Genomic DNA, 23,283 nt, shown 5'->3' with positions numbered 1-23,283 from the left:
CCGGCGTCTCGTCTCAGCCATGAACCTCTATCCCTCAAGTTCTGGCCTCCACGTTACGAGGGGAAGGGCAGGGCCTGGCGACGACCGGCTAACGCCACCAGGCCCGTAGGGAGCAGCAGCACCCAGGACCGAGAGTCGCCTAACCTCTACAAGGCTCCCCCAATCTCCAGCCAGGAGCGAATCTCGCTTCCAACCCCTTCATCTCCGACGTGAGATAACACCCACGGCAGAGCGGACAGGATCAGCTCAACATCTTGCAATCCCGAAAACGTCACCTCACCCACCAAATTCACCTCACCACAAACAGGCGCGTAAAATTCCTCGCCCGCGTTGAGAAAATCGGTCCTCCGTTTTTCGGATTCCGCGATTGCACATTCACGAGTGAGAGGAATCTGCCGTAGAGCCCATGCAGCAGAACCATCCGGTGTAAGGACTTGCGGGAGCCCGGCAATTGGAGGTTTGAACCGTAGGGCAAGCGCTGCGATTCTGAGCATCCAGTATGCACCGAGGGCAGCCCTTACACCCTCAAGATCGACAGCTAGCAGGATGGCCTCTGCAGCGAGATTCAGGTCCGCTGTGCGTCGGCCCGGGGTTACGTCCCGGAAGGGATTAGCGCTGATCTCTAGGGACTCGAAGACTGATAGCCACCACTGCGGCGAGGTGCCCTCAGGGAAGCGGCTAGACACCCAATCAGCTAGCTGCCCTTCTGGGACAGATCGCATTTCGCGAAGATCCGACTCTACCCTCATTTACGGCGCCCTCCCGCCAAAGTCGCGGATAGTTGCGAACGGTATCCTGATGCCAGCTTGACCGAAGGCACTTACCCCCCGGTTGATGAATGATGCGGCACACTGAGCGCAGGGCGGCGTGTAGTGACCCGTGAAGTTGTCGAAAGATGTAACCCTGCCGCCACTTGCGAATGTGATTTGCCCAGCACCAACAACCGGAGATCCGCCACTGGCAATTGTGTGGTGAATGCCAGGCAAGTCGCGGACAATGCTCAGACTTCCCCCCTCCCCTACCGTCCAGAGATACCTGCCGCCGCCTGCGGCCGCCTGTGAGAACTCGGCAGAGCCAGCCGCAATTGCGGAAACTCCTTCGAAATCGGCTGCCATCTGCTCGAATGGCAGGTCGTCCGGCTTGCTATTGCCGACCACTCCATTACCGCAGTTGTGCACGAGAACTGGCGTTGCTCCGGCGAGTACATAGTACGTGTGGATGCTGGCGACGGTCAGGTCGCGCATGATTCGCGAGCTGACGAAGTCGTGAACCTTGGCAACCGTCACCACTTCGCCGGTGGCCGTTCGCAGCTGCTCCGTCGGCTGAAGATCCGATGCGTCGATCCACTCGCTGCGACTCTCGCTCCAGAACGGGTGGCGCTGGGTCGTTTTGATGGTGGAGAACTTGCCATCCTCGCTGCGGACGGACAGGTTGGTAAGTGCTTGGTCGAGGTTGATGTGGAGTTTCTCGACGGGTTGTGCGCTGGTGGTATTGGTTTCAGGGTCGTGGGCGAGGACCTTGTCGCTTTCTTCGACCTCGGCGATGGGGCGGGTGCTGCCATCGGCCATGAGGACGGGTGTTGCTGGGTCGAAGCTATGGGTACGGCAGCCAGTCTTCGCTGTAGGTGCGCCGCCGCTTCCGTTGCCGCCCGGCTTGCCCTTGGTGCTCGGTGCTGTCGTTTTGGCCGGCGGTGTCGGGGTCTTGGGGTTGAGCTTGTCAGTCAGGGCTCGCTTCCGCGCATCCGCCTTAATCTTGGCCATCTCGCGTGCCTCGGCCGCAGGATTGATCTTTGGCGCCGAGCCGAGAGGCGCTTTGCCAACCAGCTTTTTTACTTTTCCGCCGACCCACTCAATGCCGCGCTTACAGAATGCCTTAATCTTGCAGACCCAGTCGACGACGGGGACCGTTGACACAGCCGAAAGGGCGGCGTTGGTGTAGTCACCTTCAGCCACGTACCAGACCGCGTTCACTCCGTCGCATGCGGATCCCAGACCCGGCAGGAGAAGGCCGCACGCCTCCAGCCCTTCGTGGCCTTTTTGGCTGCCGCTTTTGACCTTGAATCCGCTGCCGCCGCCGGCCGGTCGCGGGTTGCCCTCGCCTTTCCCGGTGGTGCCTTCGATCAGGTTCTGGCAGGCATAGCCGCCGAGGTTCTTTCCATCACAGAGAGCCAGGCCGGGTGTAGCACCAGGGTTCAGGTACTCGGGGATGATGAGGCCGCTGGGGTCGCTGTAGGTGATGGGGTTGTTGGCGGCATAGGTGTAGGCGGGTAGTTGTTGCGGGTTACCTGGGTCGTTGATCGGGTCGACCGAGATAAATCGGCCGATCTTGGGGTCGTATTCGCGAGCTCCGAGGTGGGTCAGGCCGGTCGGGTCCTGGTAGCCGCCGAGGAAGCCTTGTTTGTTGGGCCAGGTGACGGCTGCTCCGCGAGGTGCCCCGTACGGGGTTTGTCGGCGTTGGGTGATGGTTTGGTTGTTGTCGGCGGTGACGCTGACCTGTGAGGTGCCCTGGTGGTCGCTGGCGAGCCAGGTGAGGCCGGTGACGGTGCGTTGGGCGATGGTCTCGTCGTTGAAGGTGTAGTAGCGGGTTGCGTCGACGGAGCCGGTGGCGGCGTTACGTCGGATCTCCATGGATCCGAGGAACAGGGTGCTACCGGTCGGATCGTTGGCGATCAGCCGGTTGCCGCTGGCGTCGTAGACGTAGGAGTTGGCGCCGGCGGTGTCGGTCAGCGTGGCGAGGTGTCCCTCGACGTCCCAGGTGAGGGTCTGCTGGCCGGCGGGTCCGGGGCGACTGGTCATGTTGCCGGTGGCGTCGTAGGTGTAGGCGCCGGTGGTGGTGCCGGTGTTGTCGCTCCGGCTCCAGCCGTCGAGGCGGTGTGGTTGGTTGGCGCCCGCGGCGGGGTAGGTGTAGTTGGTCGTGACCGTTCCGGTCGGGGTGCCGTGTTCGGTTTGGGTGAGCCGGTTGCCGATGCGTCCCTTGGGGTCATCGGGTGCGCCGAAGCTCCACTCCTGCCAGTAGGGGGCAGGTCCGCCGAGTCCGTTTTCGGTCGGGGCCGTGGCGCATTCGGCGGATTCGGGGGTCCATGCCTTGGTCAGCCGGCGTTGGTGGTCGTAGTTGAAGCATTGGGTGTCACGGGGGCCGCTGCCCGGGTTGTCGTCGATCTTGACGATGTTGCCGCTGTCGTCGTGCTCGTAGAACGTGAGGCTGATGTACGACGGTGCGGTCGAGCGGGTGATGGTGCTCTTCTGGACCCGGCCGGTGGTCTCGTCGTAGTAGTTGGCGGTCTGTAGGAACTTCGCGCCGACCAGCTCCGCGGCACGGGTGATGGTGCTGACTTCGTACAGGTTGGTGTATCCGGTTTGGATGGTGTAGTAGCTGACGTCGCCGTAGTCGGTGGCCAGTTGGTTCGGCATCGCGTACGTGTCGTCGTACTTGTGGGTCAGCACCTCTTGGGCGAGGCCGCCAGCCGCCGGCATGGTGACGGTGTTGGGTGAGCCGTCACCGTTGTAGGTGGCCTTGGAGATGAAGCTGCACGTCGTCGCCCCGGCGCCGCAGAAACCGGTCTGGGACGGGGGCAGGGTCAGCTTGGTCTGGGTCGGCTGGTACTGGGCGTTGACCGTGATGATCTCGTCGCGGTACTCCTCTGAGCCGATCCAGCGGGAGGCCGACTTCGTCAGGCCCTTGGCTGGCAGGTCGTAGGTGTAGCTGATCCGCTTGGCTCCGGTGGCGCTGCCCTCCAGAACGGTTTCCAGACGGCCCATCTGGTCGTAGGTGTACCAGAGGTCCGGAGTATCGGCCCGTGAATCGGTGGTCTTCTCCAACTCGCCGAGGCTGTTGTACTGCATCGTCGAGGTGCCCCGGTCGGGGTCGCTCGTCGAGATCGGTCGGCCCTGGACGTCGTAGTGGTAGGACCAGGTGTTGCCGGAGGCATCCACGACGGTGGCCAGCTGACCCACGGGGTGGTAGGTGTAGCTGGTCTCGTCGTAGGTGCCGGTGGCGGTCTGCCCGTGGTACTGCCACAGCTTCTCGGTGCGGCCCAGGGCGTCGGTCCAGATGGTGGTCGCGGCCTCGCCCTCGGGCGGAAGGACCGTGCTGTGGTCGCCGTGATACTCGGTCGACGTCCGTGATTCCTCAACCTGCGCGTCTGCTCCGTTGCGCAGCAGAAGCGAGTGCAGGGGCCGTCCGACCGTGTCGTACAGCGTTCGCGTCTGGCTCGGTACGTCCTTACTGAGCGGGCTTTCGATCTTTGTGAGGTCGATAGGGTTGCTGTTGTAGTAGGCGGAGTTCGCCTGGTAGATGCGTCCGGCGGCGTCGTAGAAGGTGTCGGTCATGACGCGCCCGCCACCGTGGCCCGGCTCCTGCGTCTGCCGGGGCCGGCCCAGTGCGTCGATGAGGGCGTGCGACAGGTCGAAGCCGCCCTTGGCGTTCAGCGAGCGGGTGGTGATGGTCGAGACCGACGTCTTCGACAGGTTGTAGGTGTAACCGGTCGTCGGATCCGACGGGAAGGTCGCCTTCGCCCGGCCAGGGAGCCAAACCCCCGTGTTGCGGCCGAGCGCGTCGTAGCTGTAATCGGTGACGCGGCTATTCGGATCGGTGACCTTGAGCGGCAGGCCAAGGACGGGGTCGAGGTCGACGATGTTGGTCCACTGCAGCGGGTTGGTGGTGACCACCTTCGTCACCGGTCCGCCCGTAAGCGGGGTGTAGGTCGTCTTCGTGACCTGCCCCGCGATGTCAGTGGCTTCCTTCACCCGCCCGTGCGGGTCGTAGACGGCGGTGGAGACTGTCTGATAGCTGCGGGTACCGCCGGTGAAGCCGGTGAGCTTCTCCGATTTGGTGAGTTTGCCCGCGGTCGGCGTGTCCCCGTAGGCCAGGCCGTCGAAGGAGAATCGCGTGTCGGCGGTGATCTGGTTTTCCTGCGTGGGTGTGGTCGCGCAGGTGTTCGTCCAGCCGTGGGTGCGCTTGACGGGTGTCAGCAGCCAGTTGGTGCCGGTGGTGTTGCGCGCGTATTCGGTCTTGACGCAGCTTTCGTCGCCGGTCTTGTTGTCGTCGCCGCCGTTGTCGACGCTGGTCGGCATGCCGTAGCCGTCGTAGGCGGTGCTGGTCGTGGTACGCCGGAAGCCGTTGCCGACGGCGGTGCGGGTCTTGACCGTCTTCACCCGCGCGTAGCGGGCTTCGGCGGTGGGGGTGCCGGATCGGGTGGCGCTCGGTGGGTCGGAGCGCCACATGTCGTTGACCGTGGCAGACAGGACCTGCGAGCCGAGCCAGGTGATCTGTTCCCGAGGGGTGCCCGCGAAGTGGTCGTAGTCGTTGACCGCGCCGCCTTCGAGGCCTTGCACCGTGCTGGTGCGGGTGCCGCCGCCGGAGAGCTTGTCGCCGTACATGCCGCGGAAGTAGAGGGTTTCGGTCTTGGTACGTGCGGCGCCCTCACCGACGTAGGTGACGACCGTCGGGTAGCCGCGCCACTGCCCCCACGTCTTACGGTTGGCCGGGGCGAGGCCGTTGTCCTCGTCGTGGTGCCACAGCGGCAGGTTGTCCGGGTTCTTGTACTCGTAGGCGGTACGTAGCGGGCGGGCACCGCCGGTGTGGTCGATCTGCTGGACCTCGGTGACGACGTACTTGTGGAAGTAGTCGGTGATGGGGGTGGTGTAGGTCGGCGGGGTCCATCTGACGGGGTAACAGCGCAGTGAGTTGCTGTCCAACGCTGAGCCGACCGGCATGGTGCCGCTCTTGGCGCACTGCCGGCCGGTGTAGGTCACGTAGATCTCTCCACCGGTTTCAAGCTTGATGGAGTTGACCCGGCGCCAGTTCATCGCCAACGCCCAGTCGCTGCCGGGGGCGTCGACGCGGTTGTGCATCTGCACGCCCTCGAAGGTCACCTCCGGCGTAGCGAGGGTCGCCCCGTTCAGGCCACGGTGGGTGATGCCGTCAAGCCACAATCCGGCCCGGGTGCCATCGCCCGGGTCGGGGAAGCTCTGCCGCAGCGTCCACGAGTCCGCGTTCTGGTAGGCGGTTCCCTTGAAGACCTTGGTGGTGACCACCGTCAGCCGCTTCGCCGACCAGAACGTCGGCGATCCGTTCAGACACGGGTTGGTGCTGGCCGTGCATTCCTGGTCCCACGGGGTGTCCGGCCAGGTCGTCTCGTCCTTCGTGGTGCAGTTACTCAGACACCGGTCGACGTTGGTGAAGTCGATCCGCATCGGCGCGTTCTGCACGTACGGGCTCGTCGCCGCGTACTCGGTGCCGTCCCGGCTGTCAGTGCCGTAATCGATACGCGTCAGGTAGGCGGCCCGATCGTAGACGACCGGGGTCGTGGACACCTTGTTCTTGGCGTAATAATTAGTTTCCTTGGTCCACCAGAACGACATGGTGTTGCCGTGCACGTCCTGGACGTAGTCCAGATTCCACCGCCATGCCTGCCGCTTACCGCCGCAGTCGGACGCGGCGAACGTCGACTGGTAGCACGGCTCGCCCGGGTTATTGCCGAAGACGGGAACGGTCAGCACCGAATTCGTCGTCGGCCGGCCCGAAGACCAGCCCGGCAACTGGTGCCGGCCAAACCAGTACTGCGTACCGTCGGCCGTGGTGACCTTCCAGTACTCGTCGTCGTTGTCGCCGTTGGCGTAGGCCGGGGTGGTCAGTCGCTCGACCTTCCACCCGTTCGCCTTACGCGGATGCCACTTGCCGTCACTGCCCTTGAGCAGTTCGACGGCGCTGCCGCCGAGGGAGACCACCGCGTTGTCCGGCCCCCAGCACAGGTCACCGGTCTTGGCGGTGTTGTTGGCCCCGGCACTGTCCATGTCGTCCGCACAGGACTTGTACTGCCGCTCGATGAAGCCCGGGGAATAGTCGAACCCCTCACCGATCGGCCCGGGCTGGTTGTTGCTGGCCGCATGCCGGCCGTCGACCGCCTGCGACGAGTAGCCCAGGCTCACACCCGGTGCAGGGCCGCCGGGCCCCGGCGGGGTCCGCATCGGGTACGACCATTGGAACGCACCGGTGGAACCGCCGTGACTCCACGACGCGGATGGCGCCAAACTCGACGCGGCAAAACTACCCGCCCCACCCGACGGCCCCGCCATCAGTGCAACCAGCGTGCCCGCAGTGGCCGCCGTGCTCGTCACACCGAAACGCCTGGCATCCGAAGCAGAAACGGCCGGTCCCGCTGACGGCACTGACAGCTCGGCAGACACTGTCTGCGTGCGCGCGCCATTGCGCGATCTCAGCGGCATGGGAGCACAGCCGGACGTGTCCGGCTTCGTCAGGGCGCAGTCCGGCACCCGCACCAACTGCAGTCGGGATGACCAGTCCCCGCCGTAGGCCGTCGCGAAGCCAGCGTAGTCCACCGACATCTCGACCGGCCCCGCGGAGGGCACGCCGTCTGTACGGCCTACCCGCATGAGCAGACCGCCGCGCACACCCGCTGCCTCGGCCGTGGCCCTCGGCAGCAGCTCGACCCGAAGCTTCGACGGACCGGAGGCGGCCGACGTCAGCGGGCGTACCGTGACCGGCAGCGAGCCAACTCGTACGGCCGTGGCGGCAGCTGCCGTCGTTCGCGTACCCGTAGCCGACGGCTTCGGCAGGCTCACTTCGGCCGCGCCTGCGGTCGGCCACTTCGGCGCCGGGCGCGTGAGCTTCTTCGCCGCTTCAGACTGTCGCGGTGGGAGCCCGGTGGCCTTCACCGGTGCGACAGGCACGGACTCGTAGCGCTGCGCCTTCAAAGGCTCGGCCTGCGCGGGTTGTTGCGCCTGCGCGGGCACCTGGCCGCCCAGCGTGGCGGCCATAACCGCTATCAGGCCAGCGGCGAAAATCCGTTGTCCCCTGCGGTGGAGGGCACTGGGCCACCTCCGGCGTATCGGTCGGCCGGATCTAGACGAAGTCATCCTTGCTCTTTCTGTAATCGGTGGATGGGCCGACGCCTCGCGGTGCGCGTGGCGTTGGTGGACTGATCGACGCCTGATGAGATAGCCCAGAGGGCTATCTCATCTCGTCAGCGTTAGAGATCTGGAGTTCGACTGATGGGAGCTCAGCGAGCGGCTGCACGGCGTGAAGGGTTGACGGTGGCCCGGTACTCACCTCGGCACCGGGCCACCGTCGAGTCATGACTCCTGCGATAGGGCGGAGATCTCCGCATCTGATCTCGCGCCGGCCCAGATTCGGATCCGGTCGATGGTTCCGGCGGTGTGGTTGCCGCCGATCGCTCGCCCGATGTGGAAGGCCGAGCCGCCGTGCCAACCAGTGGTGTTGGTGCGGATCGCCTCCGGCACGCCGTTGACATACAGCTTGAGCTGTCTCGCCCGCGACAGGGAGCAAGATATGGCCATTGGCCGCCAATCTCGACCAGGCGCGGTCGAGCACACCCGGCAGGGTGGTGGTTGGCCATGTCCAGCCCGACCGGACAGCGCAGCCGTGGCGGGAAGGTCACGTGGTCCTGATCGCACGAGACCATGCCCGGCGACACGGGCGCCGCGCTGATCAAACGGTCGCGGTGCCACGGCAGCGCTGACGTGCGGCAGTTTGCGGCGGGCCGTAGCAGCGCTGGCTGACCTGCCCCTCGCTGCCCCTGTAGCAGAGGCTGCGCGGCCATGATTAGCGAGTCGGCGCCGTGGCGGCGGTCGCGATGCCAACGAGCCGAGGTCGAGCCAATGACCGACCGCCGTTGATGGGCGTCCCGGTTGGCATCGGCAGCATCCCGCCTTTACCCGTTCGAGGCGCTACCCTCGACGCATGGGCGCCAATTCGACCTGTTCCGCCCGGCGGTATCTAGCCCGGCCGGGCCGATCCGCCGTGGTCGTAGACGATCTTGCCGCCCTGCACGGACCGACCAGTGGTGTCGTGGAGCTGCCACACCGGCTGCTCTGGCGGCCAGACCGCCGCGTCAACCTGGACCAGGAATGGGCGCGCAACGCCCTGTACGAGATCGTGCTGACCGAGGCGGTGCGGGTTGATGAACTCTGCGCCTGGCTCGACGGTCCGACCCTGATCCGGGTATGGAACGACCTCTACCTGCCGCGGGGTGTGCGCCACGCGTGGGAGGACCGGCATGCGGTGCTGCGCCAGGTTTCGGCCGCAGCCTGATGCCTCACCCTGACCCAGAGCACGTCGAGGTCGCGCGGGTTGCGCTCTCCGTAGCCAAGCAGCACGGATTTGCCCTCGGCGGTGGACTGGCCTTGCTCCTGCACGGAGTCGTCGACCGGCCGACCGAGGATGTCGACGCCTTCACCGACCGCGCCGACGGAGTCGCCGCAGCGACCGAGGCCGTGGAGACGGCGCTGCTCGAAGCTGGTTTTCAGGTATCACGGGTCGCCGACGACAGCGAGCTGTCGGCAGTGATCTACGGCTTTGACGACCACATGATGGAATGGGAGATCCAACGGGGCAACAAGGTGGTCCGGCTGAGCCTGTCCTGTCAGGCGCGACTCCATGCTCCGGTGGTGATGGATGTCGGCCCGGTCATGGACCTGGCCGACCTGCTCGCCTGGAAAGTCACCGCGCTCGTGGGACGCGCCCGCGAGCGTGACTACGTCGATGTGGCCGCAGTGCTTGACCAGTACACGCCGGCCCAGCTGCTGGCCATGGCCCGCCGAGTTGATCCCGGACTTGAGGCAGAGGACGTTCCAGTGGTGGGTCGGCGCCTGGACAGGATGCCCGACGAGGCATTCGTGCCGTACCAGCTCACTCGCGCCGACGTGGTACAGCTACGGCGACGCTTCGCAGCCTGGCCCCGCTGATCGATCGGGCGCACCGAGCTGCAGGAGTTCATTGGCGCTGTCCCAACGCTCTGGACCGTAACGACTCACACGGCTGACCGACGGCGCGCCGGCTCACACCGTGCGCGCCGTCGGTCCTTTTGTTTTGTCGGCGCACCAGCCCGGTCGGTCCCGGGCTTACCTGTCTCAGGTTCTGAGCCTGGCTAGCGGCAGGTCGGCTACTCGATGGCAAGCAGCTTGAGGATCGCCGGTACGGGCACGAGGTACCGCCTGCCGACGCGCAGAAGGCGTACCGGGAATTCGTTGGTCCTGGCCAGCTCGTAGGCCTTGGTGCGCCCGATTCCCAGGATCGCTCCAGCGGTCTCCACGTCGGTGGTGACGCCGAGCTCCCGCACCGCCTCGATCGTCCAGACCTGGTCCAGCGCCTGGCTCGGCTTGCGTCCGCCAGTTGTGGTCGTTGACATCGTCCGCCGCCCTCCCCTGAGGTCGTGAGCACGCCGATACCGGCGTCAGTCCTCACGATGCGATCACCCGGTTACTCGGCGCGTTGCCGAGTGAGAGCAACCGCCACGGGTAACGGCAACGGCCACAGCCGCTGGCTACCGTGCCGATGCCCGAGCTGACGGTCTGGACATCGGGCTCCCTCACCGGAAACCTCCGCAGCCAGAAGTACTGCAGTCGGGCGTGACCCAGCGTCTTCGGTCTAGCTATTCCGCGGCGACCAGGTCGCTGCGTCGCCGAGTACTGCCTCCATGAGCTCCGCGGCCTTGCGCTCGCTCTCCGGCAGCACGTGGGTGTAGACCTCACGCGTCGTCCGGCTGTCAGCGTGACCAAGCCGCCGCTGCATTACGTGCTCCGGAACACCGGCGTCAGCACCGGTGGTAGCGGAGGTGTGCCGCGCGTCGTGCAGCGCGATCACCGGAACGCCAGCATCAGCGCACGCCTTTGCCCACTGGTCGGTGAAGTACTTCGGGTAGTACGGCTCCCCGTCCTCGCGACAGAACAGGTAACCACCGTCGTGATACAGGACGCCAGCGTCTGCCTTCTCCAGATCCTGGCGCTCCCGGTGGGCGCGCAGCTCCGCTACCAGGGCAGGCCCGAGCGCTACCGCCCGCTTGCTCTTGCCCTTGGGTGCCTTCTCCACCACCCCGTTGCTGGTCGTGGTGCGTTGCCAGTGCAGCAACAGCACGCCCCGGTCGAGATCGACGCGCGGCCACTTGAGGCCGGCCAGCTCCCCTCGCCTGGCACCGACGACGATCGCCAGCACCCATGCGGCGCGCAGTCGGTGGTCGGCGTGGTGCTTGAGGAACTTCGCCGACTGCGCCGGCGTCCAGACGCCCTTGCGCCCCATCGTCTCCCGCTCGACCTGCCGGGGCTGCCGCACGCCCTCGACGTTGACCCCGAGGTCGCCCAGCGCCTTCATCAGGATCCGGTGCACGATGCGGACGGTGGTCGGCGACAGCGGCCCACCATTCTTGCCGCCGCACTTCAGCAGCTTCTTGTAGAGGTCATGAAGGACACGCTTGTCGAGAGCGTAGAGCTGCCGACCGCCGATGTGCGGAACCACGTAGCAGCGGATGACGTCCCGGTAGTTGCTGAGGGTCGTCTCCTGGACGTCCAGCTCGCGCTCGTTGAGCCAGCTCTCCAGCTCCGCGGCGACGCTGCCGTCCGCGCCGAGGTCCGCTCCGCCGTACGCGGCGCGTGCCTGTTCCTCCGCCTTCAGGGCAGCGGACTGGTTGGGGAACCCCTGCCGCTTGTGCTGGCGGCGGCGCCCGTTGGTGTCGGGCGGGAGGTCGATGATGAAGAACCAGCGGGCCTGGCCGTTGGCGAGGCGGTAGCTGTAGACAGCCACGGGGCTGCACCTCCGCAGTAACGGGATCGAGGGATGCAGCCCACGTTAAGCGATCTCCGTTACCGCCAGCGTTACCGCAAGATCACATATGATCTTGTATATCCGCTGGTGAATACCAGTCGGGACGGCCGGATTCGAACCGACGACCCCTTGACCCCCAGTCAAGTGCGCTACCAAGCTGCGCCACGTCCCGATGCTCCCGCGCGAATCTCCTCGCGACAGCCGGTACAGCTTAGCGCAGGATCTTCGCGCCGTCCGCACTGCCCCCTCCCGGACCGGAATGCGTCGCCTCGCCCACCTCCCCTAAAGCGTCCTAGGAGGATAGGGGAGTTGGTGGGCAGCGAAGAGCCGGGTGGGAGGTACTCCCACCCGGCTCTCAGGTCCGGTGGATCAGCCGTGCGCCTTGCCCCGGCCGCCGGGGCCGAGCTTCTTGCGGGGGCGTACGGAGATCTCGATCGGACTGCCCTCGAAGCCGAACTCCTCGCGCAGCTTGCGCTCGACGAACCGCTGGTATCCGGCGTCCAGCGGCGCGGTGGTGAACAGCACGAAGCGCGGCGGCGCCACGCCCGCCTGGGTGGCGAAGAGGATCTTCGGCGCCCGCCCGCCCCGCACCGGGTGCGGGGTCGCCTGCACCAGCGCGGTCAGCCACGAGTTGAGTTGCGCGGTCGGTACGCGGGTCTCCCAGCTGGCCAGTGCCTTGCGCAGCGCCGGCGCGAGCTTGTCGACCGCCCGGCCGGTCTGCGCCGACAGGTTGAGCCGGATCGCCCACGGGATACGGCGCAGCTCGCGCTCGATCTCCTTGTCCAGGTAGTACCGGCGGTCGGCGTCGACCAGGTCCCACTTGTTGAAGGCGATCACCAGCGCCCGGCCGGTCTCGGTGACCATGGACAGGATCCGCTGGTCCTGCTCGCTGATCGGCTCGCTGGAGTCCAGCAGCACCACGGCGACCTCGGCGGCCTCGATCGCCGAGGCGGTCCGCAGGCTGGCGTAGTACTCGGTGCCGCTGGCCTTGCCGACCCGCTTGCGCAGGCCCGCCGTGTCGACCAGCTGCCAGGTCTCCCCACCGATCTCGACCAGGCTGTCGACCGGGTCCACGGTGGTGCCGGCGACCGAGTCGACGACCGCCCGCTCCTCGCCCGAGAAGCGGTTGAGCAGGCTGGACTTGCCGACGTTGGGCCGGCCGACGAGCGCCACCCGGCGCGGGCCGCGCGGACGGTTCTCGACGATCTTCGGGGCCTCCGGCAGCGCGTCCATGATGGCGTCGAGCAGGTCGCCGGAACCACGCCCGTGCAGCGCCGACACCGGGTACGGCTCACCCAGGCCCAGCGACCACAGCGAGGTCGCCTCCATCTCGATGGCGGTGTTGTCGGCCTTGTTCGCGACCAGGATCACCGGCTTGGCGCTGCGGCGCAGCATCCGTACGGCCGCCTCGTCGACGTCCGTCGAGCCGACCATCGCGTCGACCACGAACAGCACCACGTCGGCGGTGGCGACCGCCGTCTCGGCCTGCGCCGCGATCGCGGCAGCCCGGTCCTTGGCGTCGGGCTCCCACCCGCCGGTGTCCACCACGGTGAACTGCCGGCCGGCCCACTGCGCGTCGTACGGCACCCGGTCCCGGGTGACCCCGGGGACGTCCTCGACGACCGCCTGGCGGCGGCCGATGATCCGGTTGACCAGGGTCGACTTGCCCACGTTGGGGCGGCCGACCACGGCCACGACTGGCTGCGGACCGGTCGGCTCCTCGGTGTCGACGTCCGATTCCCGCAGCTCGATCCACCCGTCGGTGTCGGTCATGCCACTCCCCGATCGGTCAGCAGGTCGCGCAGGCGCCCGACGACCTCGTCGATGCCCAACTCGGTGGTGTCCAGCACCACGGCGTCGGCGGCCCGGGTCAGCGGGTCGGCCTTGCGCGTCGAGTCGAGCCGGTCCCGCCGGGCCAGATCGGCCGCCGTCGCCGCCACGTCGGTGGCGTCCTCGGCGCTGCGCCGGGCGGCCCGGGCCGCCTCGGAGGCGGTGAGGTAGACCTTCAGGTCGGCGTCCGGGGCCACCACGGACCCGATGTCGCGGCCCTCGACCACGATCCGGCCGGCGTTGGCGATCATCTCCTGCTGCCGGGTGACCAGCAGCGCGCGCACCGCCGGCACGGCGGCCACGGCGGAGACCGCCCCGGTCACCTCCGGCCCGCGGATCTCGGCGTCGACGTTCACGCCGTCGGCGGTCACGCCGTACCCCTGGGGGTCGGTGCCGATGCGCAGGTCCACCTCGCCGGCGACCTTGGCCACCGACTCGGCGTCGGTCAGGTCGACCCCCGAGCGCAGCACCGCCCAGGTGATGGCGCGGTACATGGCGCCGGTGTCGAGATAGCGGGCACCGATGCCGACGGCGAGCCGCCGGGAGACGGTGGACTTACCCGAACCGGACGGCCCGTCCACAGCGACCACGCATCGCCCGGCCCGTTCGTTTTCCTCCACCGTCGTCCTCCTCAGCCCGTACCTCACGAAACACCGGATGTGCCGCGAGCGGTTGTCCAAACGTTCTCAATGATGCCCGGCGTCGCGCCGTCCGACGGGCGCCGCCGGCGCCGGGCCGCCAGGGAGCCTACCGGCAGCCGTACCCCGAACTCGGGGGTCAGTCACCCACGGCCTTGAACAGGGCGGCGACCTCCGCGTTGGTCAGCCGCCGCGTCCGCCCGGCGCGCAGGTCGCCCAGCCGGATCGGCCCGATCGCGGTACGCACCAGCCGGCTCACCGGATGGCCCGCCTCGCCGAGCAGGCGGCGGACGATGTGCTTGCGCCCCTCGTGCAGGCTCAGCTCCACCTGGGCGGTCCGTCCCAGCGTGTCCACCACCCGGAAGGAGTCGACCTTCGCGGGCCCGTCCTCGAGCTCCACGCCGGCCATCAGCCGCTTGCCGAGGTTGCGCGGGATCGGCCCGGACACCTCGCAGAGGTACGTCTTCTGCACCCCGTACGACGGGTGCATCAGCTTGTGCGCGAGGGTGCCGTCGTTGGTGAGCAGCAGCAGGCCCTCGCTGTCGGCGTCGAGCCGCCCGACGTGGTAGACCCGCTGCTCCACCCGGTTGCCGAGGAAGTCGGCGAGCGCCGTGCGGCCCTTCTCGTCGGCCATCGTGGAGACGACCCCGCGGGGCTTGTTCATGGCCAGGTAGACCAGTCGGGTGTCGGCGACGAGGCGTTCGCCGTCGACGTGGATCACGGCCGTGGCGGGGTCGACCTTGTCGCCGAGCTGGGCGACCCGGCCGTCGACGGTGACCCGGCGGCGGAAGATCAGGTCCTCGCAGGCGCGCCGGGAGCCCACGCCGGCGGCGGCCAGCACCTTTTGCAGGCGCTCGGCCCCCTCGAAGGCGGGCGCGTCGGGGCGGGGCGTGCGGTCATCGCGTGGCATCGGCAAGCTCTTCTACGTCGTCGGGAAGGAACGGGGCCAGCGGCGGGAGGTCGTCGACGCTGTTCAGCCCGAGCTTCTCCAGGAACATCGTGGTGGTCCGGTAGAGGAACGCCCCGCTGTCCGGTTCGGTGCCGCACTCCTCGACCAACCCGCGGGAGACCAGGGTACGGATCACCCCGTCGCAGTTGACACCCCGGATGGCGGAGATCCGCGACCGGGTCACGGGCTGCTTGTAGGCGACCACGGCCAGTGTCTCCAGCGCGGCCTGGGTCAGCCGCACGGACTGCCCGTCCAGTACGAACCGTTCCACGTGGGTGGCGTATTCCGGCCGGGTGTAGAGACGCCAGCCACCCGCGGCCCGGCGCAGCTCGAAGCCGTGTCCGGCGGCCGTGTAGCCCGCGGCGATCTCGTCCAGCATCGGCCCGATCCGCTCGGCGGGCTGCTCCAGCACCTGGGCGAGGACCAGCTCGCTGACCGGCTCGTCCACCACCAGCAGGATCGCCTCCAGCGCCCCGCGCAGCTCCGCGTCGTCGAGTTCGGGCGGCGGCTCGGGTGCCGGTGCCGCCCGCCGTCGGGTTCGGGACGCCCTCTCCGGCACGCTCTCCCCCGGCGGCGCCGGCTCGGCGCCCGCGGGCGCCCCGGGCCCCTCGGGGAGCCTGGCGGGCTCCGGCACCCGCGGCGGCTCCGGCAGCGCCTGCGGCGCCGGCGACTCCGCGGGCTCCGGCGGGTTCGAGGGCTCCGACGGCACCGGCTCCTGGGCCGCCGCGGGCGGGGACTCGCCAAGGACCTCGGCGTCTGACGTGGCGGAGGGGGCCGTGGGGCGCTGCCAGGGGGGCACCCAGGCGGCCGCCTGGTCGGCCAGGGAGTCCCGGCGCTCGTCGCTGCTCATCCCTCTGCTCCTGTCTAATTCCCGTCCGGTCCCCCGGCCGCCTCGGCGGGCTCGGCGGGCTCGGGCGGGGTGCCGGCGTACTCGTCGACGTGCAGGTCGGGGCCGCCCTCGGCGGGGCCGGTCCAGCGTACGGTCAGCTCCTCCAGGGCCTGTTCCTGCACGAAGGCGACCAGGCCCTCCCGGTAGAGCTCCAGCAGGGCCAGGAACCGGGCCACCACCTCCAGGGTGGCCTCGCAGTCGGCGCAGAGCAGCGAGAAGGTGGCCGTGCCGGCCCGGCGCAGCCGTTCGGTGAGGATGCCCGCGTGCTCCCGGACGCTGACCCGGACCATGTGCACGTGGGCGATGGAGACCTCGGGCACCGGCTTCGGGGTCATCGCCCTGACCGCCAGCTTCAGCAGCCGCTCCGGTCCGATGCCGAGCACCAGGTCGGGCAGCGCGTCGGCGTACCGGGCCTCCAGCGTGACCGCGCGCGGGTAGCGCCGGCCGCCGACCTCCTCCAGCGCGGCGATGTGGGCCGCCGCCTCCTTGTACGCCTTGTACTGCAACAGCCGGGCGAAGAGCAGGTCCCGCGCCTCCAGCAGCGCGAGGTCCTCCTCGTCCTCGACCTCGGCGGCGGGCAGCAGCCGGGCCGCCTTCAGGTCGAGCAGCGTCGCGGCGATGAGCAGGAACTCGCTGGCCTCGTCCAGGTCCCACCGGTCGCCCATCGCGCGGATGTAGGCGATGAACTCGTCGGTGACCCGGTGCAGCGCCACCTCGGTCACGTCGAGCTTGTGCTTGCCGATGAGCTGGAGCAGCAGGTCGAACGGGCCGGTGAAGTTCGCCAGCCGGACGGTGAACCCGGCGCTCTCCGCCGCCTCGGGCACGCCGGCCGGGTCCGTCGGCACCTCGGCGACGGCCTCGGCGGCCCGGACGGGCGGCTGCTCCGGCGTCGTCGGAGGGTCGAGGGGTGGCGCGGTCACCGGAAGACCGTAGTCCACGCCCCGGCCGGCTCGGCGCGAAGGTGCATCCCGGTCTACCGCTCGGCCTGGGCGGCGATCACCTCGCGGGCCAGCTGGCGGTAGTTGCGGGCACCGGACGAGGCCGGGTCGAGCGTGGTGATCGGGGCACCGGCGACGGTGGACTCGGGGAACTTGACGGTCTTGGTGATCACCGTCTGGTAGACCTTGTCGCCGAACGCCTCCACCACCCGCTGGAGCACCTGCCGGCAGTGGGTGGTGCGGCTGTCGTACATGGTCGCGAGGATGCCCTCGAGCTCCAGGTCGAAGTTGAGCCGCTCGCGCACCTTGTCGATGGTGTCGAGCAGCAGGGCCACCCCGCGCAGGCTGAAGAACTCGCACTCCAGCGGGATGAGCACGCCGTGCGCCACGGTCAGCGCGTTGATCGCCAGCAGGCCCAGCGAGGGCTGGCAGTCGATCAGGATGTAGTCGTACTCCTTGCGGACCGAGCGGAGCACGCGGGCCAGGGCCATCTCCCGGGCGACCTCGTTGACCAGCTGGATCTCGGCCGCGGAGAGGTCGATGTTGGCCGGCAGCAGGTGCAGCCCCGCCACGTCGGTCTTGATCAGGACGTCCTCGGCGGTGACGTCGTCCTGCATGAGCAGGTTGTAGACCGACAGGTCGAGGTTGTGCGGGTTGACCCCCAGCCCGACCGAGAGGGCGCCCTGCGGGTCGAAGTCGACAAGCAGCACCTTGCGGCCGTACTCGGCCAGCGCGGCGCCCAGGTTGATGGTCGTGGTGGTCTTGCCCACGCCACCCTTCTGGTTGGCCATCGCGATGATCCGGGCCGGGCCGTGCCGGTCGGTCGGCATCGGCTCGGGAATCGGCTTACGCATCGTGTATGCCGCCGGATCCGCCGGACCGAGATCCGCCCCGAGCGTGGCCTGCTGCTCGCGGAGCTCCGACGTCCAGGTCTCGGCACGGTCACCGTTGCCAGCCATGTGCTCGTTGCCCCCTCCCGACGACCACCCGGCGTCGGAGCCGTCCGACGTCCTTCGCGGCGCCGCTGCGCACCCCGGTCCGCATCACCATCGCCCCAGGAGGTCCGCGCCGATGCCGACTGTACGCCACCGCCCGGCGGCCCGGTCGCACCCGCTCGGCGTGTCGCCGCCCCGCCGACCAGGCCAGCCGTCGGCGGCGTCCACCGCGCACCGCCCCGGGCGCCGTCGCGCCGCGCGAACCGGCCGGCGGCCACCGGAGCGGACCGGCCTCCGGCCGCCCCCGGCGGTCGACCCTCCGCCCGGGCGGAGGGCCGGGCGGAGGGCCGGGCGGGGTCAACCCCGTGCCCGGGGATGGGCGGTGGCGTACACCTCGCGCAGCCGCTCGACCGTGACCAGGGTGTAGACCTGGGTGGTGGTCACCGAGGCGTGGCCGAGCAGCTCCTGCACCACCCGCACGTCCGCGCCGCCGTCGAGCAGGTGAGTGGCGTAGGAGTGGCGCAGGGTGTGCGGGGAGACCGCCTCCGGGCCGTCCACCGGCAGCCCGGCCCGCTCGGCGGCGCGACGCAGGATCGTCCATGCGCCCTGCCGGGTCAGCGCGCCGCCGCGGGCGTTGAGGAAGACCGCCGGGGTGCCCCGGCCGGCGGCGGCGAGCCCGGGCCGGGCCCGCACCAGCCAGGCCCGCACCGCCTCGACGGCGTACCCCCCGATCGGGACGAGCCGGGTGCGGCCGCCCTTGCCGCGCAGCAGCACGGTGCCCTCGTCGACGTCCAGGTCGTCCACGGCGGCGCCGACCGCCTCGGAGATCCGCGCCCCGGTGCCGTACAGGAACTCCAGCAGCGCCCGGTCGCGCAGCGCGAGCGGCGCCTGGTCGCCGGCGGCGGTCACCGACCCGGCGGTCTCCAGCAGCCGCACCACGGCGTCGACCGGCAGCGCGCGGGGCAGCCGGCGTGGCGGCGTGGGCGGGCGGACGTCCCGGCTCGGGTCGGCGCCGGCCAGCCCCTCGCGCAGCGCGAACCGGTGCAGGCCGCGCACCGCGCTGGCCGCCCGCGCGGCGGAGGAGACCGCGAGCGGCGGATGCTCCTCGTCGCCGGCGCGCAGCCGGGCCAGGTGCGCCTCCACCTGCCCCGGGCCGACGGCGGCCAGGTCCGGCACGCCGGCCGCCGCCAGGGTGGCCAGGTAGCGCTCCAGGTCCCGGCGGTACGACGAGAGCGTGTTCGCCGACAGTCCCCGTTCGACGGTGAGGTGGTCGAGGTAGCCGCGCACGGCACGACGCAGGGCCGGCGCGGGCTCCACGCCCGCGCCGGCCCCGTCCGGTGTGCCGGTCAGCCCGCCACCCCTCAGGCCAGCGCGTCGGCCAGCGCGAGGGTCGCCATGCCGTGCGCCTCGGCGACCGGGCCGTAGGTGACCTGCCCGTCGTGGGTGTTCAGGCCCAGCGCCAGCGCCGGGTCGCGACGCAGCGCCTCGCGCCAGCCGTGGTTGGCCAGCTCCAACGCGTACGGCAGGGTGACGTTGGTCAGCGCGTAGGTGCTGGTGTGCGGCACCGCGCCCGGCATGTTCGCCACGCAGTAGAAGATCGAGTCGTGCACCTGGTAGGTCGGCTCGGCGTGGGTGGTGGGACGCGAGTCCTCGAAGCAGCCGCCCTGGTCGATGGAGATGTCGACCAGCACGCTGCCCGGCTTCATCCGGGAGACCAGCTCGTTGGAGATCAGGGTCGGGGCCTTCGCGCCGGGCACCAGCACCGCGCCGATGACCAGGTCCGCGTCCAGCACGGCCCGCTCGATCTCGTACGCGTTGGAGGCGACCGTCTGCAGGTGGCCGCGGTAGATGGCGTCGGCCTGACGCAGCCGGGCCACGTTCTTGTCGAGCAGCAGCACCTCGGCCTGCAGGCCGAGCGCGATCGCGGCGGCGTTCATGCCGGAGACACCGGCGCCGATGACCACCGTCTTCGCGGCGTAGACGCCGGAGACGCCGCCCATCAGGATGCCGCGCCCGCCGCCCTGCCGCTGGAGGTGGTAGGCGCCCACCTGCGGGGCGAGGCGACCGGCCACCTCGGACATCGGCGCGAGCAGCGGCAGCGACCGGTCGGGCAGCTCGACGGTCTCGTACGCGATGCCGGTGACCTTGCGGTCGACCAGCGCGTCCGTGCAGGCCTTCGAGGCGGCCAGGTGCAGGTAGGTGAAGAGCACCTGCCCCTCGCGCATCCGGTGGTACTCCTCGGCGATCGGCTCCTTGACCTTGAGCACCAGCTCGGCGGTCTCCCACACCTCGTCGGCGGTGGCCAGGATCTTGGCCCCGGCGGCGGCGAACTCGTCGTCGCCGATGCTGGACCCGACGCCGGCGCCGGACTCGACGAAGACCTGGTGACCGCTGCGGACGAACTCGTTGACGCCCGCCGGCGTGATCGCCACGCGGTACTCGTGGTTCTTGACCTCGCGTGGGATTCCGACCTTCACGATGCAGACACCTCTCTTCGGGGCTGCGCTCCCCCGACTGCGCGGTGCCACGACGGCCCCTTTGCCGCCGCGGTCCACCGGTCCCGCCGGCGGCAGTCTAGGCGCGTCGCCGCCCCCGAAGAGGCAGCACAGTGACATCCGGTGCCCGCACCCGCTGACGATGTGTCAGGCGTGAACCGGGCCGGCGGTGGGACCCGCACCTCAGCCGTCAGGACAGTGTTCATCCATTATCGTCCCACTCTTTGGGTGCCGCTGCGGACAGGAGACGAGTGGATCACTAGGGTGTCGCCTCATGACCACACCTCCTTACCAGCCCGGCTTCCCCAACCAGCCCGGGTACCCGTCGGGTGTCTCCGACAAGAGCAAGGTCGTCGCGGGCGTCCTGCAGATCGTGCTCGGCACCTTCGGCATCGGCCGTTTCTACATGGGCGACACCAAGACGGGCGTGATCCAGCTCATCGTGTCGCTCGTGACGTGCGGCATCGGCGGCCTCTGGGGCTTCATCGACGGCATCCTGATCCTGATCAACGGTGGCGTCGACGGGCAGGGCCGGCCGCTGCGCGACTGACCCATCCGGAATGACGAAAGGGGCCGTGCGGACGTACCGCACGGCCCCTTCACGTTCTCTGCCCCGGTTCAGCCCGGCAGGGGCGCGTCGGCCCGGCGCAGCGCCGAGTAGCCGGTGTCGCGGGCCCGGGCGGCGGCGAGCAGCCCGGTCACGCAGGAGGCGTTGGTGATCTCGCCGGCGAGGACCATGCCGACCGCCTCGTCCAGGTCGATGCGGACGACCTGGAGGTCGGCCTCCTCCTCGCGGCGCTCGTGCCGCTGCTCCGCCGGCACGTCGGCCAGGTCCCGGGCCAGGAAGACCCGGACCAGCTCGTTGGTGAAGCCCGGCGAGCTGTGCAGGTCCACCAGGACGTCGATCCGCCCGGCGGTCAGGTCCACCTCCTCGGCCAGTTCCCGAACCGCGGCGGCGGCCAGGTCCTCGCCGGAGACGTCGGTCAGCCCGGCGGGCAACTCCCACAGGTGCCGCCCGACCGGGTGCCGGTACTGGCGGATCAGCACCACCTGACCGGCCGCGTCGAGCGCCACCACGGCGACCGCGCCGACGTGCCGGACGAAGTCGCGGACCCCCGTCCCGCCGCCCGGCATGGTCACCTCCTCGCTGACCACGTCGAAGATCCTGCCGCGGTAGCGTTCGGTGCGGGAACGCACCTCGTAGCGGTGCTCGACGGCACTCACGCCGCCGTCGCGCCCGGTGCCACGATCGCTCACGAGGCCGACGTCGCCTTCGCGGCGGCGCCGCCGTTGCGGGCGGCGTTCTTCGCCGCCGCGCTCTCGGCGGCGTCCAGGTCGACCGGGAGCTGGTCGGCCTCCGAGTAGGTGACCGCCGCCTTCACGAAGGAGGCGAACAGCGGGTGCGGCCGGGTCGGCCGGCTCTTCAGCTCCGGGTGCGCCTGGGTGGCGACGAAGAACGGGTGCAGGCCCCGGTCCAGCTCGACGAACTCGACCAGCCGCCCGTCGGGCGAGGTGCCGGAGATGTGCAGGCCCGCCTTGGTCAGCGCGTCGCGGTAGGCGTTGTTCACCTCGTACCGGTGCCGGTGCCGCTCGCTGACCTCCGTGCTGCCGTACGCGTCGGCGACCAGCGAGCCCTCGGCGAGCGCCGCCGGGTACGCCCCCAGCCGCATGGTGCCGCCCAGGTCGCCCCGGCCGGCCACGATGTCCTCCTGGTCGGCCATGGTGGCGATGACCGGGTGCGCGGCCTCCTCGTCGAACTCCAGCGAGTTGGCGCCCTCCAGGCCGGCCAGGTGCCGGGCCACGTCGATGGTCATGCACTGCAGACCGAGGCAGAGGCCGAGCAGCGGGATGCCGTTCTCCCGGGCGTACCGGGCGGTGCCGATCTTGCCCTCGATGCCGCGCACCCCGAAGCCGCCCGGGATGACGATGCCGTCCACGCCGGCCAGGGCGGCCGCCGCGCCGGACGGGGTGACGCACTCGTCGCTGGGCACCCAGCGCAGCTGCACCCGGGCCCGGTGGCCGAAGCCGGCGGCCCGGATCGCCTCGCTCACCGACAGGTACGCGTCGGGCAGGTCGACGTACTTGCCGACCACGGCGACGGTGACGGTGTGCCGGGGCTGGTGCACCCGGTCCAGCAGGTCGTCCCAGCTGGTCCAGTCGACGTCGCGGAAGGAGAGGCCGAGCCGGCGCACCACGTACGCGTCGAGGCCCTCGCGGTGCAGCACCTTCGGGATGTCGTAGATGCTCGGCGCGTCCGGGGCGGCGGTGACGGCCTCGCGGTCGACGTCGCAGTAGAGCGACAGCTTCTGCTTGACCTTGTCGGGGATCTCCCGGTCGCAGCGCAGCACCAGCGCGTCGGGCTGGATGCCGATGCTGCGCAGCTGGGCCACCGAGTGCTGCGTCGGCTTCGTCTTCAGCTCGCCCGAGGGCGCCAGGTAGGGCACCAGCGAGACGTGCAGGTAGAAGCAGTTGTCCCGGCCCAGGTCGTGGCGGACCTGGCGGATCGACTCCAGGAACGGCAGCGACTCGATGTCGCCGACGGTGCCGCCGACCTCGGTGATCACCACGTCCGGCACCTGGCCGTCGTCGTCCGGGTCGGCCATCGCCAGGATCCGCGACTTGATCTCGTTGGTGATGTGCGGGATGACCTGGACGGTGTCGCCCAGGTACTCGCCGCGCCGCTCCTTGGCGATCACCTCCGAGTAGATCTGGCCGGTGGTGACGTTCGCCTTGCCGGAGAGCGCCCGGTCCAGGAACCGCTCGTAGTGCCCGACGTCGAGGTCGGTCTCGGCGCCGTCCTCGGTGACGAAGACCTCACCGTGCTGGAACGGGTTCATCGTCCCCGGGTCGACGTTGAGGTAGGGGTCGAGCTTCTGCATGACCACGCGCAGACCGCGCGCGGTGAGCAGGTTGCCGAGGCTGGAGGCGGTGAGGCCCTTACCCAGCGAGGAGGCGACTCCCCCGGTGACGAAAATGTGCCTGGTCGTCCGTGCTGAAGGGGCCAAGGCCTGCTCCCGTGTCGTCCGTCGCGG

Annotated in this window: 16 protein-coding genes, 1 tRNA gene and 1 pseudogene; 3 read left to right on the top strand and 15 right to left on the bottom strand. The window is 69.4% G+C overall.

The genetic code is table 11. From position 1 onward, the window contains the following. Positions 1-749: 749 nt before the first annotated feature. Positions 750-7,778 (bottom strand): RHS repeat-associated core domain-containing protein, encoded by a 7,029-nt coding sequence (locus ACFHW0_RS29220; protein WP_416612790.1) that lies wholly within the window; start codon positions 7,776-7,778, stop codon positions 750-752. 315 nt (positions 7,779-8,093) lie between these two features. Further along, a complete protein-coding gene (locus tag ACFHW0_RS29215; protein WP_416612788.1) occupies positions 8,094-8,435 on the bottom strand; it encodes a LamG-like jellyroll fold domain-containing protein in 342 nt (113 codons plus the stop codon). Positions 8,436-8,721: 286 nt separating this feature from the next. Here ACFHW0_RS29215 and ACFHW0_RS29210 point away from each other — a divergent pair, with 286 nt between their 5' ends. After that, positions 8,722-9,072 carry a hypothetical protein gene (locus ACFHW0_RS29210; protein ID WP_416612786.1) on the top strand — a complete coding sequence of 117 codons (351 nt, stop codon included), beginning with the start codon at positions 8,722-8,724 and terminating at the stop codon, positions 9,070-9,072. Beyond that, a complete protein-coding gene (locus tag ACFHW0_RS29205; protein WP_416612784.1) occupies positions 9,072-9,725 on the top strand; it encodes a nucleotidyl transferase AbiEii/AbiGii toxin family protein in 654 nt (217 codons plus the stop codon). The genes ACFHW0_RS29210 and ACFHW0_RS29205 overlap by 1 nt, the downstream gene beginning before the upstream one ends. Before the next feature lie 197 nt (positions 9,726-9,922). Here ACFHW0_RS29205 and ACFHW0_RS29200 read toward each other — a convergent pair whose 3' ends face one another. The 11 genes and pseudogenes from ACFHW0_RS29200 to ald form a co-directional block, all read right to left on the bottom strand. Beyond that, positions 9,923-10,168 (bottom strand): helix-turn-helix domain-containing protein, encoded by a 246-nt coding sequence (locus ACFHW0_RS29200; RefSeq protein ID WP_416612783.1) that lies wholly within the window; start codon positions 10,166-10,168, stop codon positions 9,923-9,925. 239 nt (positions 10,169-10,407) lie between these two features. After that, positions 10,408-11,556 (bottom strand): tyrosine-type recombinase/integrase, encoded by a 1,149-nt coding sequence (locus ACFHW0_RS29195; protein WP_416612781.1) that lies wholly within the window; start codon positions 11,554-11,556, stop codon positions 10,408-10,410. A 119-nt stretch (positions 11,557-11,675) separates the two neighbouring features. Further along, positions 11,676-11,749: transfer RNA gene (locus ACFHW0_RS29190), tRNA-Pro, on the bottom strand. A 197-nt stretch (positions 11,750-11,946) separates the two neighbouring features. Next, positions 11,947-13,350, bottom strand: a complete 1,404-nt coding sequence (gene der / locus ACFHW0_RS29185; RefSeq protein ID WP_416612779.1) for a ribosome biogenesis GTPase Der — start codon at positions 13,348-13,350, stop codon at positions 11,947-11,949. Next, the gene (cmk, locus tag ACFHW0_RS29180) at positions 13,347-14,027 is read right to left on the bottom strand and encodes a (d)CMP kinase (RefSeq protein ID WP_416612777.1); all 681 of its coding nucleotides are present in this window, start codon (positions 14,025-14,027) and stop codon (positions 13,347-13,349) included. The genes der and cmk overlap by 4 nt, the downstream gene beginning before the upstream one ends. 157 nt (positions 14,028-14,184) lie before the next feature. After that, on the bottom strand, positions 14,185-14,955 hold the full coding sequence (locus ACFHW0_RS29175) for a pseudouridine synthase (RefSeq protein ID WP_121397673.1): 771 nt from the start codon (positions 14,953-14,955) through the stop codon (positions 14,185-14,187). Further along, positions 14,942-15,844 carry an SMC-Scp complex subunit ScpB gene (gene scpB / locus ACFHW0_RS29170; protein ID WP_416612774.1) on the bottom strand — a complete coding sequence of 301 codons (903 nt, stop codon included), beginning with the start codon at positions 15,842-15,844 and terminating at the stop codon, positions 14,942-14,944. Before scpB ends, ACFHW0_RS29175 begins: the two co-directional genes overlap by 14 nt. 20 nt (positions 15,845-15,864) lie before the next feature. Continuing rightward, positions 15,865-16,803: pseudogene (locus tag ACFHW0_RS29165) on the bottom strand (segregation and condensation protein A); the annotation flags it as partial. A gap of 53 nt (positions 16,804-16,856) precedes the next feature. Then, a complete protein-coding gene (locus tag ACFHW0_RS29160) occupies positions 16,857-17,780 on the bottom strand; it encodes a ParA family protein (protein ID WP_121397670.1) in 924 nt (307 codons plus the stop codon). A 333-nt stretch (positions 17,781-18,113) separates the two neighbouring features. Then, complete coding sequence (locus tag ACFHW0_RS29155) at positions 18,114-19,106, bottom strand: site-specific tyrosine recombinase XerD (protein ID WP_121399199.1); 993 nt, start codon at positions 19,104-19,106, stop codon at positions 18,114-18,116. Between the two features lie 11 nt (positions 19,107-19,117). After that, positions 19,118-20,233, bottom strand: a complete 1,116-nt coding sequence (ald, locus tag ACFHW0_RS29150; protein WP_416612772.1) for an alanine dehydrogenase — start codon at positions 20,231-20,233, stop codon at positions 19,118-19,120. Positions 20,234-20,420: 187 nt separating this feature from the next. Here ald and ACFHW0_RS29145 point away from each other — a divergent pair, with 187 nt between their 5' ends. Then, positions 20,421-20,801, top strand: a complete 381-nt coding sequence (locus ACFHW0_RS29145) for a TM2 domain-containing protein (RefSeq protein WP_416612770.1) — start codon at positions 20,421-20,423, stop codon at positions 20,799-20,801. 68 nt (positions 20,802-20,869) lie between these two features. Here ACFHW0_RS29145 and ACFHW0_RS29140 read toward each other — a convergent pair whose 3' ends face one another. Both ACFHW0_RS29140 and ACFHW0_RS29135 read right to left on the bottom strand, forming a co-directional pair. Further along, entirely contained in the window at positions 20,870-21,475 is a 606-nt protein-coding gene (locus ACFHW0_RS29140; RefSeq protein ID WP_416612793.1) for an NUDIX domain-containing protein, read from the bottom strand. 29 nt (positions 21,476-21,504) lie between these two features. Continuing rightward, entirely contained in the window at positions 21,505-23,256 is a 1,752-nt protein-coding gene (locus tag ACFHW0_RS29135) for a CTP synthase (RefSeq protein WP_416612768.1), read from the bottom strand. Positions 23,257-23,283: the final 27 nt, after the last annotated feature.

Source organism: Micromonospora sp. LOL_025 (genome assembly GCF_048060285.1).
In the GTDB taxonomy this organism is placed as follows: domain Bacteria; phylum Actinomycetota; class Actinomycetes; order Mycobacteriales; family Micromonosporaceae; genus Micromonospora.
The sequence above is the reverse complement of the archived record's forward strand: the minus strand, read 5'-3'. Positions and strand labels throughout refer to the sequence as shown.

Coding starts and splice junctions, on each gene's coding strand:
- ACFHW0_RS29210 (WP_416612786.1), top strand. CDS start 8,722: ATGGGCGCCAATTCGACCTGTTCCGCCCGGCGGTATCTAGCCCGGCCG.
- ACFHW0_RS29200 (WP_416612783.1), bottom strand. CDS start 10,168: ATGTCAACGACCACAACTGGCGGACGCAAGCCGAGCCAGGCGCTGGAC.
- der (WP_416612779.1), bottom strand. CDS start 13,350: ATGACCGACACCGACGGGTGGATCGAGCTGCGGGAATCGGACGTCGAC.
- ACFHW0_RS29160 (WP_121397670.1), bottom strand. CDS start 17,780: ATGGCTGGCAACGGTGACCGTGCCGAGACCTGGACGTCGGAGCTCCGC.
- scpB (WP_416612774.1), bottom strand. CDS start 15,844: ATGAGCAGCGACGAGCGCCGGGACTCCCTGGCCGACCAGGCGGCCGCC.
- ACFHW0_RS29220 (WP_416612790.1), bottom strand. CDS start 7,778: ATGGCCGCCACGCTGGGCGGCCAGGTGCCCGCGCAGGCGCAACAACCC.
- ACFHW0_RS29175 (WP_121397673.1), bottom strand. CDS start 14,955: ATGCCACGCGATGACCGCACGCCCCGCCCCGACGCGCCCGCCTTCGAG.
- ACFHW0_RS29205 (WP_416612784.1), top strand. CDS start 9,072: ATGCCTCACCCTGACCCAGAGCACGTCGAGGTCGCGCGGGTTGCGCTC.